Origin of the sequence: Streptomyces sp. NPDC058758 (genome assembly GCF_042746075.1) — a bacterium.
Classification (GTDB): domain Bacteria; phylum Actinomycetota; class Actinomycetes; order Streptomycetales; family Streptomycetaceae; genus Streptomyces.
Window position 1 is genome coordinate 153,861 of record NZ_JBHYPS010000007.1, and the last position, 14,327, is coordinate 168,187.

The 14,327-nt window shown below is 77.3% G+C and carries 9 protein-coding genes and 2 pseudogenes; 4 read left to right on the plus strand and 7 right to left on the minus strand.

What is annotated here, in order from left to right:
- Positions 1 to 81: 81 nt before the first annotated feature.
- Complete coding sequence (locus ACFW6A_RS11990; RefSeq protein WP_386640206.1) at positions 82 to 1,575, minus strand: PQQ-binding-like beta-propeller repeat protein; 1,494 nt, start codon at positions 1,573 to 1,575, stop codon at positions 82 to 84.
- Between the two features lie 205 nt (positions 1,576 to 1,780).
- Here ACFW6A_RS11990 and ACFW6A_RS11995 point away from each other — a divergent pair, with 205 nt between their 5' ends.
- Both ACFW6A_RS11995 and ACFW6A_RS12000 read left to right on the plus strand, forming a co-directional pair.
- Positions 1,781 to 2,407: a hypothetical protein gene (locus tag ACFW6A_RS11995; RefSeq protein ID WP_386640209.1), complete on the plus strand. Its 627-nt coding sequence runs from the start codon at positions 1,781 to 1,783 to the stop codon at positions 2,405 to 2,407.
- An 80-nt stretch (positions 2,408 to 2,487) separates the two neighbouring features.
- Positions 2,488 to 3,426, plus strand: a pseudogene (locus ACFW6A_RS12000) (MFS transporter); the annotation flags it as partial.
- Between the two features lie 344 nt (positions 3,427 to 3,770).
- Here ACFW6A_RS12000 and ACFW6A_RS12005 read toward each other — a convergent pair.
- From ACFW6A_RS12005 to ACFW6A_RS12025, 5 genes and pseudogenes are all read right to left on the minus strand, one after another.
- A complete protein-coding gene (locus ACFW6A_RS12005) occupies positions 3,771 to 4,796 on the minus strand; it encodes a serine hydrolase domain-containing protein (protein ID WP_386640212.1) in 1,026 nt (341 codons plus the stop codon).
- Positions 4,797 to 4,870: 74 nt separating this feature from the next.
- Positions 4,871 to 5,812, minus strand: a complete 942-nt coding sequence (locus ACFW6A_RS12010) for a hypothetical protein (RefSeq protein ID WP_386640215.1) — start codon at positions 5,810 to 5,812, stop codon at positions 4,871 to 4,873.
- 190 nt (positions 5,813 to 6,002) lie between these two features.
- Entirely contained in the window at positions 6,003 to 6,713 is a 711-nt protein-coding gene (locus ACFW6A_RS12015) for a type 1 glutamine amidotransferase domain-containing protein (RefSeq protein ID WP_386640218.1), read from the minus strand.
- Between the two features lie 208 nt (positions 6,714 to 6,921).
- A pseudogene (locus ACFW6A_RS12020) lies at positions 6,922 to 7,579 on the minus strand (acetoacetate decarboxylase); the annotation flags it as partial.
- Between the two features lie 104 nt (positions 7,580 to 7,683).
- On the minus strand, positions 7,684 to 8,259 hold the full coding sequence (locus ACFW6A_RS12025; protein ID WP_386640221.1) for a TetR/AcrR family transcriptional regulator: 576 nt from the start codon (positions 8,257 to 8,259) through the stop codon (positions 7,684 to 7,686).
- A 235-nt stretch (positions 8,260 to 8,494) separates the two neighbouring features.
- On the opposite strand from ACFW6A_RS12025, the gene ACFW6A_RS12030 reads away from it, so the two are divergent.
- Both ACFW6A_RS12030 and ACFW6A_RS12035 read left to right on the plus strand, forming a co-directional pair.
- Entirely contained in the window at positions 8,495 to 9,415 is a 921-nt protein-coding gene (locus ACFW6A_RS12030) for an NAD-dependent epimerase/dehydratase family protein (protein ID WP_351856887.1), read from the plus strand.
- A 442-nt stretch (positions 9,416 to 9,857) separates the two neighbouring features.
- Positions 9,858 to 11,462, plus strand: coding sequence for a CAP domain-containing protein (locus ACFW6A_RS12035; protein WP_386640224.1), 1,605 nt, complete (start codon positions 9,858 to 9,860; stop codon positions 11,460 to 11,462).
- A 34-nt stretch (positions 11,463 to 11,496) separates the two neighbouring features.
- Here ACFW6A_RS12035 and ACFW6A_RS12040 read toward each other — a convergent pair whose 3' ends face one another.
- Complete coding sequence (locus tag ACFW6A_RS12040; protein ID WP_386640226.1) at positions 11,497 to 14,175, minus strand: LuxR C-terminal-related transcriptional regulator; 2,679 nt, start codon at positions 14,173 to 14,175, stop codon at positions 11,497 to 11,499.
- Positions 14,176 to 14,327: the final 152 nt, after the last annotated feature.

Sequence of the window (14,327 nt, forward strand, 5' to 3'; positions counted from 1 at the left end):
CTGCTCCGGACCGGGTCAGGATATCCGTACCGGCGAAGGGGCTGAGAGCGCTCTCTGGAGTCGGTGCCGGGGGGCGCGGGGTCAGTCCCGGGCCGGGGCGAAGGAGACGAGCCGGGGCTGCCGCCGGGCGTCGTCGCCGCTGACGACGGTGGGCATCGCGAGGATCCGCCCGCCGACGTGGAGGACGCGGCCCGCCATCGTGCTGTACTCGGCCTCCGCGGCGGCCTGCGGATGCCTCATCAGCACCTCCTCCTCGCCGGCCCCGCCGCTGCCGAGGACGAAGGTGCGGCCGGGGCGGCTCGGGGTGGCCGACTCGTACACGACGGTCCCCGACGCGGAGCGGGAGCCGACCGGCGTCAGCGTCCTGCCGTCGTGCGCCTGGACCCCCCAGAGGAGCTTCCCGGTCGCCAGGTCGTAGGCGCCGACCCGGTCCGTGCCGCCCACGTGGACCAGCCCCTGCCCGACGACGACGCCCGGACACGGCTGGAGGTCCGCGTCGATGCCGGCGTGCGCGCAGTGCTCGAAGCCCTTGGGGCGCGGGTCGATCGTGCGGCGGACCTCGCCGCGCGGACCGAGGGCGACGATCCGCCAGTCCTCGGTGAGCCGGTCGTTGTCGATCGACGTGTACACCACCGGGTCGACGGAGGCGACCCGCTCGATCTTCCGGCCGGCCGGGGTCCGGTGGCGCCAGCGCACGGCGCCGGTGCGCGGATCGAGTTCGCGGAGCTGGGAGTGGCTCTTGCCGCGGTCGACGCCGAGCGCGCAGGTGGCGCTGACGAGGAGCCTGCTGCCACCGGCCACCCGGTCGGGGTGACAGCGGCCGGGGTTCTCGGTCGGGACGGTGAAGAGCCGGGCGCCGTCGGAGACGCGGAAGGCGGTGGCGCCCAGGCCCTCGGCGACGGCGAGGGTGTCCCCGCTGATCGCCGTGTGGACGATGACGGCGGGGGTGTCCCGGGCGGGGTCCCGCAGCAGCTCCTTCTTCCAGCCCGTCCTCCCGGTCCTCAGGTCGATCATCTGGAACCGGTCGCAGCGCGCGCCCCGCTGGGAGCCGCTGGTCGCGAGGACGAGGACGATCCGGCCGTCCGGGGTCGGGTTCTCCGGCGCCTCGCACACCGGGGTGGGCAGCGTCAGGTTCCAGACCTCGGCGCCGTCCGAGAGCCGGTAGGCGGTGACCTCCCGGTACAGGGCCTGGACGACGGTGTCGCCGACGATCCAGGGCCCGTCGACGGGGATGCTGCGCCGGGGCAGGTCCGTGGAGTCGGAGGCGATCCAGGCGGCGGCCTCGCCCGGGCGGCGGGCGGCGGCGAGCTCCCGGGTGCCGGGGGCGGGGACGGGTTCGGAGGTGCGCAGGCCCGGCGGGGCCGAGGGCGTCCCGGAGGGCGGCGCGGCGGTCTCCCGCGCGGTCGCGGGGCGCGCCCGCTCGGCGCCGTAGCCGTACCACCCCGCCCCCGCCACCGCGACGACCAGCAGCGCGAGGCCGACGGCGAGTGCGGTCAGCCCCCGGTCGCGCCGGGAGCGCGGGCCCCGCGCGGGGGGCTGTCCCGGCGGGTACCAGGACGGCGGCGTGTACGACATCGGGAGTCCCCCCGTGGATCACCAGCAGACCAGAGGAAAAATCTAGAACCAGATTCTGTTTTGGCCGTAGCATAGCGGCGCCGATCGACGGCGCGGCTCGCGGGACGGGCCGGCGGCGCGGTAGCCGCGTCCGCCGTTCACCCGTGGCGGTGGTCGCGGCCCGTACCGGCGCCCGCCCGCCCTCCCGTACGGCAGCGTGGCCGCCATGAACGCCCGCCTCCGCCGCACCGCGCTCCCGCTCCTCACCGCCCTCCTGGTCGGCGGCTGCGTCGCCCTCCCCGACCCGTCCCCGCCGCCCGCCCCGCCCGCCCCCTGGGCCGCGCCCCCGGAGCCCGAACCCGCTGCCCGGCGGCTCCCTTCGGCCCTGCCGGCCGGGCCGCCGCCCCTGGTGCAGGCCGAGCCCCGGGAGGAACTGGCCGAGGCGGAGCCGGGCGAGACGGGGGAGGGGGGCGAGGCGGAGGACGGGCCCGCTCCGGCCCGGCGCCGGGCGGACGGGGCCGCACCGCCGAGACCGGCCGGAGCGGGGGAGGCCGGTCCGGGGGAGGTGCGGCGCGGCGGCGGGGCGGAGCCGGCTCCCGGCCGCGTGCCGGAAGCCGGCGCGTCGCACCCCCGCGCGCCGGGAGCCCGCGCCCCACGGCCCCGCGCCGCCGCTCCCGCGCCGACCGCCGCCCGTCCTCCCGCTCGCACCGCCGCCCGCACCCCCGTCCGCGCCCCGGCCCCGCGCCCGGCGGCCGCGCAGGTCCCCGAGATGCGGAGCCTGTGCCGGGAGGCGCGGCGGATCGACGCGCCGATGGGCGCCGCGGAGCTCTGCCGGAGCGTGTACGGCAACTGACGGCGGTGCCCAAGTGGCCCAGCCCAACGGCCCGTCAATGGACCAAGGCGGGCGGGCCACCTCGCCGTACCGTCGTGTCCATGGCGAACACCTCCCCGGCGCGCCCCACCGCCCTCCCGGACCCCGCCCCCGCCGCCGGGGGCACCGGCCGCGCCCCCGCGCCCCGCGCCCTGCTCCTCGCCCAGCTGAGCAACTCCGTCGGCGACGGCGCCTTCTACGTCACCTCCGCGCTCTACTTCACCGTCGTCGTCGGGCTCTCCGCCGCCCAGGTCGGCGCAGGCCTCGCCGTCGCCTGGGCGGTCGGATCGGCGGCCGGGGTGCCGCTCGGGACGCTCGCCGACCGGCGCGGGCCGCGCGGCACCTCCGTGCTCCTCGCGCTCGTCACGGCGGCGGCGGTCGCCTCCTTCCTCCTCATCGGCTCCTTCCCCGCCTTCCTCGCCGCCGCCACCCTGTACGCCTCCGCCCAGAGCGGCCTCGCCGCCGCCCGGCAGGCCCTGCTCGCCGGACTGGTCGCGCCCGAGGCCCGCACCGCCGTCCTCGCCCGGCTCCAGGCCGTCCTCAACGCCGGCCTCGCCGTCGGCGCTGCCCTCGGCGGCGTCGCCCTGCACGCCGGCACGCGCGGCGCGTACCTCGCCGTGTTCGCCCTCGACGCGGGCGGCTTCCTGTTCTGCGCCCTGCTGCTCGGCCGGCTCCCGGCCCCCGCGACGGCCGCGGCGGCAGCCCCCGGGACCGCCGCCCCCGCGACGGCGGTGCTGCGCGACCGCCCCTACGTGGTCCTCACGCTCCTGAACGCGCTGATGCTGCTGCGGATGCCGCTCCTGAGCCTCGCCCTGCCGCTGTGGATCGTGCAGCGGACGGCGGCGCCGGGCTGGACGGTCTCGGCGCTGTTCGTCCTCAACACCGCGGCCGTCACCCTCTTCCAGGTCAGGGCCGCCCGTCCGGTCACCGACCTGGACTCGGCCGCCGGGGCGGTGCGCGGCGCGGGCGCCGGCATGTTCGCCGCCTGCGCCGTCTTCGCGGCGAGCGCGCTCCCCGGGCTCGGCGCCGGCGCGGCCGCCGCCGTCCTCGTCCTCGGGTCGGTGCTCCTCGTCGCCGCCGAGATGCGGCACTCGGCCGGTTCCTGGCAGCTCGGGCTCGGCCTCGCGCCCGCCGACCGCGTCGGCCAGTACCAGGGCTTCTACGGCGCCGGCGTCCCCGTGGCCCGCACGCTCGGGCCGCTCGTCGTCACGACCCTCCTCGTCGGCGGCGGTCCCGCAGGCTGGCTGCTGCTCGGCGGCGCCTTCGCGCTGGCCGGCGCCGCCACCGGCCCGGCGGCCCGCCGGGCCGGCCCGGACGCGGCCCCGCCCGGACGGGCCGCCGGCCGTCAGCTCCGCGGCCGGCCGTCCGTGAGGAGGGCGAAGCCGGAGCGGTCGACGGAGACGCTCGCGGCGGCCAGCACCACCACCCCGGTGCCCGACCCGCGGTCCAGGCCGAGCCAGGAACGGAAGCCGCCCGTACCGCCGTTGTGCATCGTGACCGTCAGGTCCCTGACCCGCAGGGTGATCCAGGCCGCGCCGATCCGCGTCCCCGCCGTGAACGGGACGACCGGGTCGAGCGCGGCCGTGCCCGGCGCCGAGCCGTCGAGCAGCGCGGCGGTGAACCGCGCCATGCTGCCGATGTCGGCCCGGATCCCGCCCGCGGGCCCCAGCGCCTCGCCCGTCCACGGCTCGCGCGGCCTGCCGCGGCGGGTCGTCCCCGCCAGCGCGCCCGGCCGCAGACCGCCGGGCCCCGCCGGCAGGTAGAAGCGCTCCAGGCCGAGCGGCGTCCCGATCCGGTCGGCGACCAGCTCCTCGTACGACGTTCCGGCGGCGGCCGCGAGGGCGTGCCCCAGCAGCTCGAAGCCGAGGTTGGAGTACCGGGGCCGCGGCGGCCCCGGTCGCGCGGCCCGCGCCTGGTCGAGCAGCTCGGCGACGTCCTCGCCGTACGGGTTGGTGCCGTGCCGCCACAGCGCGAAGGTCCGCCGCCACGGCCGGGCCGACGCCGGCACCCGCGGCAGCCCCGAGCGGTGCGTGGCCAGCGCCCCGAGCGTCACCCCGCCGACCGGGACGTCCGCCAGCGGCAGCAGCTCCCCGAGCGCCGTCCCCGCCGTCACCTCCCCGCGCGCCAGCGCGTCCGCGTACAGCAGCCCGGTCACGCCCTTCGACACGGACCCGATCTCGTAGTCGGCCCCGAGCGGGGCCCCCACCGAGGCCGTCGCCGCGCCTCCGGGACCGACCACCGCCGCCGCGACCGGGAACCGCCCGCCCGTCAGCGCCCGCAGCCGCCCCGCCAACCCTTCGTCCCCGTGATCCCCGTCCATGCGGCCCAGCCTAAGGGTTGCTCCGCAACCGGTCCCGGGGGTGCTCCTCATCGGCCGTCGGCAGAGGAGTGCCGGCCGGAGGGCGGTCGATGCCCGGCCGGCTGACGGGCCGTATGCCGGGCCGGTCACGGGTGGACGTCCGCCCGGGAGGTCAGATACTCGACGCCGCGGCGGCCGGACTCCTCGGACACGTGGACGTGGACCGCGTGCCTGCCGGACGGCGACGCGGGGTCGGAGTGGTCACCGCGGAAGGCGACCTGTACCGCGTCGTGGACGAAGCCCCGCAGGCCGTGTTCGGGCCTGTCCGGCCAGCGGCCCGGCCATACGAGGAAGACCGCGTTGCCGTCGTCGCCCAGTGCCTCGATGACCCGGTCCTCGGCCGTCCCCCGGGGGAACCGTGCGGACATCTCGAGCGGCAGGTGTGCCTCCAGTGCGCGGTCGTCCATGGCCGGCACGTCCGGTTCGCAGCCGCCGGCGCCGCAAGAGGGCGGGGCGCCGGGGTAAGGGCGGTGCGCGAAGCGGGCGTTCGGCAGTGCCGCCGCCATGCGGCGGACCTCGCCGACGCTCTCCAGGTGCGTCAGCAGTTCCGCCTCCTCGCCGCGGTGTTCCATCAGCGCGCACAGCCGCATGGCCCGGCGGTACGCGTCGGCGGGGTCGGCGGTGACGTGGACACAGCGCGTGTAGCCGGCCGGGGAGTGCTCGGGCACGGCCGAAGGGTGCCACCCGCCGGTCCGGGCCGCGGACTTCCAGGCGAAGGCGCCCGCGGTGCGAGTCGCCAGGGATCCGGTCCCCCAGGACCCGGTGACATCCGTCCAGTCTTCCAGACGGGCACTGCGCGCGCCGTGCTCTGCCGTCTGGTCGTAGCGGAGGCGGAACGTGTAGACCCGGTCGTCGTCGGAGATGACCCGACCGTCCTCGTGATCGAGGCCGCCCTGCAGGAGGTCGACGACCGTCGTCCGGGCGGGATCGAGCCCCTGGCCCTTCAGGAGCTCCCGCAGCCGGACCCAGAGGTCGTGGGAGCTCGACCACAGGAGCTCCGTGTACTGGACGACGATGCTTGACACCATGGGTCCATGATCCCGCCGAAGCCCGGTGCGCGGGAACGGCCGGCACCGTCACATCGATCGCCCCCCCGCACGGTTCCGGCCCGGGCAGGACCCGCCGGGTCGTGGAGCGCGCCTGCGCCCCGGACTCCTCGAACCGGTCTGTGCCGTCGTCCGCTTGAGAGGGCCGCGCACCGCGTTCCGAAACGACCGGTCAGCCTCGCTTCCCCGGCGCGTCGGCCTCGACGGCTTCGACGACCTTCTTCGCCGTGGCCCTGGCCGAGCCCGGGTTCTGGCCGGTGACGAGGTTGCCGTCGGTGACGACGTAGGGGACGAACGGCAGCGTCGCCTTCTCGTAGAGCGCGCCGCGCTGCCTGGCCGCCTCCTCGGCGTTGTAGGGGACCAGCTTGTCGACGCGGGCGAGGACCTCCTCGGTCCAGGCGAAACCCGTCATCCTGCGGCCGGCGATGAGGTACGAGCCGTCGGAAAGCCGGGTGTCGAGCAGGCCGCAGTAGCCGTGGCAGACCGAGGAGACGATGCCGCCGCGCTCGTGGATCTCGCGGGTGATGCGCTGTAGGCCCTCGCTGCCGGGGAAGTCGTACATCACCGCGTGACCGCCGGTGAAGTAGATCGCGTCGTACTCGGACGCGTCGATCTGGTCCGGGCTCGCCGTGTTCTCGAGCAGGGCCATCCTGCCTGGGTCGGCGCGCCAGGCCTTGGCGGTCCTGTCGAGGTGGGGGAACTTCAGCGCGCGCGGTTCGAGGGGCACCGCGCCGCCGGCCGGGCTGACGAGCGTCTGCCCGTAGCCGTGCTCCTCGAAGACGTGCCAGGCGTGTGTGAGCTCGGAGAGCCACAGGCCGGTGGCGTGGGACGGGTCGTCGTAGTGGCCGACGTTGGTGACGACGTTGAGGACGCGCTTGGTCATGGCTGATCTTCTTTCACGGGGACCGGGGCGGCGAGGCGGCGGGCCGCGTCGTGGCGGGTGATCGGTCGGCGGGCGCCGAGGGCACGCGGCGTCCTGAACGCCCGGGCCGGGATCCGCGCCCCCTGCCCGTACGCCACCGCGCCGGGCGGGGTGAAGCCCTGGAGGCGCCGGCGGGCGACGGTCCGGGCCTCGGTGTGCTCGAGCGGCCCGTCTGCGCCGTGACGGCGGCCGGGGCCGGGCCGCCCCTGCCGCCCCGGTCGTGGGCGAGCCTGGCGGAGGTGCGCGGTGTCAATGTCGACGTCGAGCCCGGCGACCCACTGGGGGAACCCGTAGCCGTCGTGACCGCGGACCCGCGCGATCTCGGTGCTGACCGGGAGCGAGAGGACGGAGGAGCGCAGGGGGTCGTTCTTGGGCCCGGTGGCCAGGTCGAGCAGGCCCGGCCCGCCGTGCCGCGCCGGCTTCACGGCGATGCCGACGGCGGCCTCGGCGGAGAAGTCGATGTCGCACACGTCGCAGCGGAAGGTCATCACGGAGACGATCCCGCGTCCCGGGGCGATCCCGAGCGGGTCGGGCTCCCGGGGCAGGCGGGCCCGGATCGCCTTGGTCGGCGCGAGCATCGTGAGCCGGGTCGTGGAGACGCGGTGGGAGAAGTCCGGCGTCAGCGTGGGCCCGATGCGGGAGTCCACGCGGCTTTTGGGCATCCGGCGGAAGAAGTCGACGCTGCTGACCCGCGGGTCCCGCTCGACCTCGTCGAGATCGGTGTCCATGCGGAACCGGTCGTAGAGGCCGCCTTCGGGGACGGGGACGGGACGCCCTCCGAGGTCGGCCCCCACGGTCCGGCCAGTCGGTTCGCGGGTCGCTGTCATGAGCCCTCTCCCCTGATGTGAGCACCGCTAACACCGAGGATGGCATGCCATGTGAGCACCGTCAACAACCGGGTTCCCGGCGGGCCCCCGGTGTGCGCCGTGCGTCAGGCGCCGACCGAGGTGAGGGCGAGGAAGGCGCCGCGCACCCGGTCGGCGACCTCCTCGTCCGACGCGGCCTGCAGCTTGCCGTCGAGGTACAGGCAGGCCAGCCCGTGGGCGAGCCCCCAGCCGGCCGACGCCAGTGCCGAGGCGTCCGCGTCGGGGGAGACGCGGTCGAGCGCGTCGGCCAGCAGCTCGTGCAGGGCGTCGGCGGCCTTGACGCGCTCGTCGTCGGCGTCGTCGCACGGCTTGCCGAACATCACGCGGAAAAGGGCCGGGCGCCGCAGTGCGAAGGCGACGTACGCGACGGCGAACTCGGCCAGGTCCGGGAGCGAGGCGGGCAGGCCGCGCCCGCCGTCCAGGTCGGCCAGCAGGTCCCGGAAGCCCTCGACGGCCAGCGCGGATTCCAGGGCGTCGCGGTCCTTGAAGTGGCGGTACGGCGCGGTCGGCGACACGCCGGCCCGGCGCGCGACGGCCCGCAGCGAGAAGGGCTCGCCGCCCTCCAGCATCTCCATCGCGACAGACAGCAGCGCCGCCCGCAGGTCGCCGTGGTGGTAGCTGCTCTTCCCTGATGTTGACATCGCTTACTTCGCCCTCCTATACTTTGTTAGCACTGCAAACATTATGCACGTCCGGGGAGCCGGAAACTCGATGTCCCCCGCGTGCAGGCGTGCTACTCCGCCGTCGTGGCCCTTGGCGCCACCGGCTTCACCGGCGCTCTGGCCGGCACGTACCCCACCCCCCGCCTCTCTCTCGGAGCGCGCGGGCACCGCGCCGGCGATCGGGCACCCGAACACCTCGAGGAGATCCAGACCCATGCAGACCGTTCTCGGCGCCGGCGGGCCGATCGCCGACGGGCTCGTGAACGAGCTCCACCGCAACCACACCCGGGACATCCGCCTCGTCAGCCGCAAGCCGTCGAGGGTGAACGACACCGACGAGCTCGTCGCCGCGGACCTCACCGACGCCGGCGCCACCAGCCGTGCCGTCGCGGGCAGCGACATCGCCTACCTCACCGTCGGCCTGCCCCTGGACTCGGAGCTGTGGGAGCGCCGGTTCCCCGCCCTCATGCGCAACGTCATCGACGCCTGCGCCGAACACGGCACCAAGCTCGTCTTCTTCGACAACACCTACATGTATCCCGGAACGCCGACGCCCCAGACCGAGTCGACGGCCTTCGCGCCGGGCGGACGCAAGGGACGGGTCCGCGCGGAGATCGCCACCATGCTGCTGGAGGCCGTGCGGGCCGGCAGGGTCGACGCCCTGATCGGCCGGGCGCCCGAGTTCTACGGTCCCGGCCGGACGAAGAGCTACACGAACTCGTTGGTGTTCGACCGGATCAAGGCGGGCAAGCGGCCGCTCGTCCCGGTCGACGCCCATGCCGGGCGTTCCCTGATCTGGACCCCCGACGCGAGCCGCGCCCTCGCCCTGCTCGGCAACACGCCGGACGCCTACGGCCAGACGTGGCACCTGCCGGTCGACCCGGACCGGCGGTCCTACGCCCAGCTCATCGAGATCGCCGGCGAGGTCACCGGCCGCAAGCTCGGCTACACGGTGCTGCCGATGTCCGCCTTCCGCCTCGGGCGCCGCTTCGTCAAGCCGCTCGACGAGATGTTCGAGCTGATCGCCCGCTACCGTGACGAGAACGTCTTCGACAGCTCGAAGTTCGCGGCCCGCTTTCCCGGCTTTCCGGTCACGAGCTATCGGGAGGGAGTGGAACGGATCCTCGCCGGCTGACCCGCCGACAGGCCCTCCCGCCGGCTGATCCGTGCCGCGATGCCGAACAGGCGCCGGTACTCCGACGGCGTGACGCCCATGACGCCAGTAACGCCCATGACGTCAGTGACGCCCATGACGTCAGTGACGCCAGTGACGCCCATGACGCCAGTGACGCCCATGGCGAGCCGGAAGCGCCGACGGAACTCCGACCCGTCCGGGTGGCCGACATCGCGGGAGCCCCGGGCGACCGCCTCGCCGGTCGGCTCCGGCGAAGCGCGTGCCTTCACGACGCGCGCCGAGCGGGACCGGCAGGGCAGGCCCCGGTCTTCTGCGAGCCCCCCGCCCACCCTGTGACCCACGTCACGGATTCCGCTTTCCCTCTTTCCGTTATCGCCCCGCTCGGCCGAGGCTCTCCCAGGCGCAGGAAACTCCGGGAACGGGCGAGAGAAGGACGGACGGCGTGCAGCGGACCATGGAAGCGGACCAGATGACCGAGTGGATACGGGCGGCGCAGTACGGGGACCCCTGGGCGTGCGACCAGGTCCTCGGCGCCCACCGGCCGCTCCTCCACGCCCTGGTGTCCCGCGCCCTCGACGCCCGTCCCGCCGTCGCCGACACCGTCGTGCACGACGTCCTGCGCCGCGCCCACGGCTCGCTCCACACCCTGCCGTACCCGGAGGCCTTCCGGCCCTGGCTCGTCGCCCTGGCCGTCGACACCACCCTCGCCCACGCCTCCGGGCCCGAGGGGGCCGCGGGATGGCTGGACGCGCAGGACGCGGTGCTGGCGTCGCTCGGATCGCTGGAGGCCGAGGGGTGGCTCCTGAGGTACGAGACGGCCGCCGCGCTCCGGTGGACGCCGGAGGAGACCGAACTGCGCATGCGGACGGTCCGGACGCGCGTCGAGGCGGCCCGGTCCGTCGGCGCCGCCCTGGCACGGCGGCCGCGCTGCCCCGGCCTCCAGGAGCTGACCGCCGGATGGGGCGGGCACCCCGGCGCCGGGTGGCGCGACCACCTGGCCGCGCACACCGGCCGGTGCGGCGCCTGCGCCGGAGTGGCGCCGGCCCCCGCGACGGCCGGCCCCGTCTTCGCCGCGGCCGAGCCCGCCGCCGTGCCGGCCGAGCCCGCCGCCGAGGCCGAGGACGCCACGCGCGCCTACGACCTCGGGGGACTCGCCCCGGCGCCCGCCGCCGCGGGAGGCCCCGGGCGGGGGGACCGCCGCCGACGGCGGCAGGCGCAGGAGCGCACCCGGCGACGGGCCGCCGTCGCGGCCGGGATCGCGGTCGTCGCGGTGACCGGCGGCGCGTTCTCCCTCTACGGCGGGCGGGACGGCAAGGAGGAACTCCTGGAGGCGAACCGTGCCGCCGTCCCCGCCCCCGACGCCCCCCTCACCCACGCCCCCGACTCCCTGTCGTCCACCCCCGCCACCGTCGCCGCGACCCCCTCCGCGTCCACCACGGCGCCGGGCCGGGCGACCGCCTCCGCCACCCCCACGGGCAGGAAGCCCGCCACCGCGCGGCCGACCACGGCCGCCCCCGCCCCGCAGCGCACCACCGCGAGCCCGAAGGCCACCCCGCCGAAGAGGACCGCCGCGCCCACGGCCGCCCCGAAGCCCGCCCCGACCACCGCGTCCCCGACCTCCGGCACCGACCCGGACCCCGGCGGCGGCGCGCAGCACGACAGCGGCCGGGCCTCGGCGGCCGACCAGGTGCTGGCCCTCGTCAACGCCGAACGCGCCAAGGCGGGCTGCGGAGCGCTCACCGCGAACGCGACCCTCGCGCGCGCCGCCCAGGGCCACTCCGACGACATGGCCGCCCGGGACTTCTTCGACCACACCAACCCCGACGGCGACGGCCCGGGGGAGCGGGTCACCGCCGCCGGCTACCCCTGGTCCACCTACGGCGAGAACATCGCCATGGGACAGAGCACGCCCGAACAGGTCATGGAGGCGTGGATGAACAGCCCGGGCCACCGCGCCAACATCCTCAACTGCGACTTCAAGGAACTCGGCGTCGGCGTCACCACCGACGGCGGCCCCTACTGGACGCAGGTGTTCGGCGCCCGCTGACCCGCCCCGAGGGCCCGCCGGCCCACCGGACGCCTCACGCCCGCGCTTCCGCCCCCACCCCCGCCATCAGGGCCGACAGCTCCACCCGCGAGCGGATCTGGAGCCGGGCGTACACCCCGCGCAGATGGTGGTCGACCGTGCGCGGGCTCAGCGACAGGCGGGCGGCGACCTCCTGGTTCGTGGCGCCGTCCGCGACGAGCCGGGCGATCCGCTGCTGCTGCGGGGTCAGTCCGGCCAGCGCGGCGGGCTCCGCCGGGCGCCCGCCCGCCGCGCCCGTCGCGCGGAGTTCCGCGCGCGCCTGCCGGGCCCAGCCCTCGGCGGCGGCCCGCTCGAAGGTCACCAGCGCGTCGCGCAGCGGGCCCCGCGCCTCGCCCGGACGCCGCCGCCGGCGGAGCCACGTACCGTACGCGAACAGCGTCCGGGCCCGCTCGAAGTCGTTGCCGCCGTCCTCGTGGCGCCGCAGGGCCTCGCCGAACCAGCGGCCCGTCTCCTCGCCGCGCGGGGCGAGCAGCGCGCGGCAGCGGGCGAGCTGGGCGGGGGCCGGACGGTCGAGGCCGTACCCCGCCCACAGCGCGTACTCCTCCGTCGCCGCCCGCGCCTCGGCCGCCCTCCCCGAGGCCACCGCCGCCTCCACGAAGCAGGGCACCGCCAGCATGCGGAGCGCGAAGTGCCCGCCGTGCGGCCCGGGACGCACCAGCGGGGCGAGCCGCGCGGCCGCCTGGGCGGCCAGTCCACCGCCCCACTCGGACCGGGCCAGGGCCCACTCGGCCAGCGTCACCGCCTGGGCGAGACCGTGCGGCCGCCCGATCGCCAGTGCCCGCTCCGCGTGCTCCGCCACGGCCGGTCCGTCGCCCGTCACCGATGCCACCAGGGCGAGCACCGCGTGCTGATGGGCCGCCGAGTTGAGCTGGCCGGTGGCCCGGGCCGCCCGCAGTCCCTCCCCGGCGGCGTGCCCGGCCCGCGCGTACCGCCCCGCCCGCAGCTCCGCGTACGCCAGGTGTTCGAGGATCCGCGGCAGGAGCGAGGCCCGCTGCTCGGCCCGCGCCCGCGCCAGCGCCCTGCCGTGCAGCCGGGCCGCCGCGGCGACGTCCCCCAGCACCAGCGCGGCCGCCCCCGCCCGCAGCAGCAGCCGGGGCTCGTCCCGCACCGCGCCGACCGCGACCACCCGGGAGAGCGGGGTGCGCGCCCGGTCCGGGCGGACCGTGAGCGCCGCCCGCAGCCCCTCGGCGAAGGCCCGCTCGGTGCCCCGGACGGCCGGGGCCAGATCCAGCGCGGTGAGGCAGGCGCCGACGTCCCCCGCCGCCCACGCGGCCTCCATCGCGAGGAACCGCGCGTCCGCCGCCTCGGCCGGCTCCCGGTCCCGCAGCACCTTCGCCGCCTGCGCGAACGCCTCGTGCGCGTCCATCACCGGTCCGCTCGCCAGCGCCGCGAACCCCCGCGTCAGCAGCGCCCGCCCCCGCGCCGCCCCCGACCGCGCCCGCACGCCCGGAGGCGGCCCCAGACGATCGGCCCGGTGCCGTTCGTGCGGGGCGGGGGGCGCGGAGGAGACGGAGGGGGCGGGAGGGCCGGAGGGGGCGGTGGGGCCGACGGCGCGGCGGCCGGGGCGCCCCGGGTCCTCGGGACCGCTCGGGGCGGCGTCGTCCGCTCCCGGGGCGGCCCCCGCCGCCCGCCGCAGGAACGGGTCGGTGAAGGCGAGCACGTCGCCCCGGCGGTCGAGCAGCCCGGCCGCCACCAGGCCGTCCAGGGCCTCGGTGGGGACCCGCAGGGCCCGGGCGCGGGCCAGCGCCGTGCCCACGTCCGTACGGTACGGCGCCCCGGATCCCGGGCCCCCCGCCCCGGCGGGGGCGCAGGCCGCGGCCACCACGCGCAGCAGCCGGCGGCCGTCCGCCGGGAGGGCGCCGAGCAGCCCGGCGTACACCCTCGCCAGGACGCCGTCGTCGACCAGCCCCCCGCGCCGCGGCACCGTCCCGTCGAGCACGTCCCGCGGCAGGCGGAGGACCGCCTCGGCCAGGACGCCCGGGTGCCCGGCCGCCTCGTCGAGGAGTCGTTCGGCGACGGCGGGGCAGACCCGCCCGCCGCTCGCCCCGTCCAGCAGGGCGCGGGCGCCCACCCGGCTCAGGCGCGGCAGCCGGACCAGCGGCGCGTCCGCCGCGACGGGCAGGGGGCGGCCGGGCGCGGACGCCACCAGCCAGTCGGCGCGGACCGGCCCGCGCGGGCCCGGCGCCCGCCAGTGCGCGGTGAGCGCGGCCCGTGAGTGCGCGTCCCACAGGGGGAAGTCGTCCAGACACAGCAGGACCCGGTCCCGGCCGGGCAGCAGCGACGCCAGCGCTGCCGCGATGCCCTCCGGGCCCCGGGCCAGCCGCGCCGCCCGGTTCCCCGCGGCCCCGGACGGGGCCAGCACGGCGAGCAGCGCCCGCGCCCCGCTCCACGGCACCTGCCGGCCCGGTGCGCCGACCACGTGTGCCGCGCCGGGGAAGTCCCGGGCCGCCCGGGCCAGCAGGACGGAACGCCCCTCGCCGGGGCCGCCCGCCACGCACACCACCCGCTCGGCCCCCGGGGTCCCCTGCGCGGGCGACAACAACTGTGAGACGGCGGCGAGTTCGGCCTCCCGGCCGTACAGCGCGGATGGCCCGCCGCCGACGGCACGGGAGCTGCCGGCCGCGCCGGCGGTGCTCCCGGCCACGCCCTGCCCGCTGCTGCCCGTCACGGTCACGCCCGTCACGCTAACGGGCCCGGCCGGGACCCGGAACGGAGCGGCACGGGGGTCTGGGCCCGGGCCCCGACCCCCCGCCCCCGGGGGGGGGCCCGGCCCCCCCCCCCCCGCAACCCCCCCCCCCGGGGCCCCCGCAAACACCAAACAAAGAA

Bases quoted from the DNA above. Each gene is read 5' to 3' on its own strand.
- ACFW6A_RS12015 (WP_386640218.1), bottom strand. From the start codon at position 6,713: ATGACCAAGCGCGTCCTCAACGTCGTCACCAACGTCGGCCACTACGAC.
- ACFW6A_RS12005 (WP_386640212.1), bottom strand. From the start codon at position 4,796: ATGAGGAGCACCCCCGGGACCGGTTGCGGAGCAACCCTTAGGCTGGGC.
- ACFW6A_RS11995 (WP_386640209.1), top strand. From the start codon at position 1,781: ATGAACGCCCGCCTCCGCCGCACCGCGCTCCCGCTCCTCACCGCCCTC.
- ACFW6A_RS12025 (WP_386640221.1), bottom strand. From the start codon at position 8,259: ATGTCAACATCAGGGAAGAGCAGCTACCACCACGGCGACCTGCGGGCG.
- ACFW6A_RS11990 (WP_386640206.1), bottom strand. From the start codon at position 1,575: ATGTCGTACACGCCGCCGTCCTGGTACCCGCCGGGACAGCCCCCCGCG.
- ACFW6A_RS12030 (WP_351856887.1), top strand. From the start codon at position 8,495: ATGCAGACCGTTCTCGGCGCCGGCGGGCCGATCGCCGACGGGCTCGTG.
- ACFW6A_RS12010 (WP_386640215.1), bottom strand. From the start codon at position 5,812: ATGGTGTCAAGCATCGTCGTCCAGTACACGGAGCTCCTGTGGTCGAGC.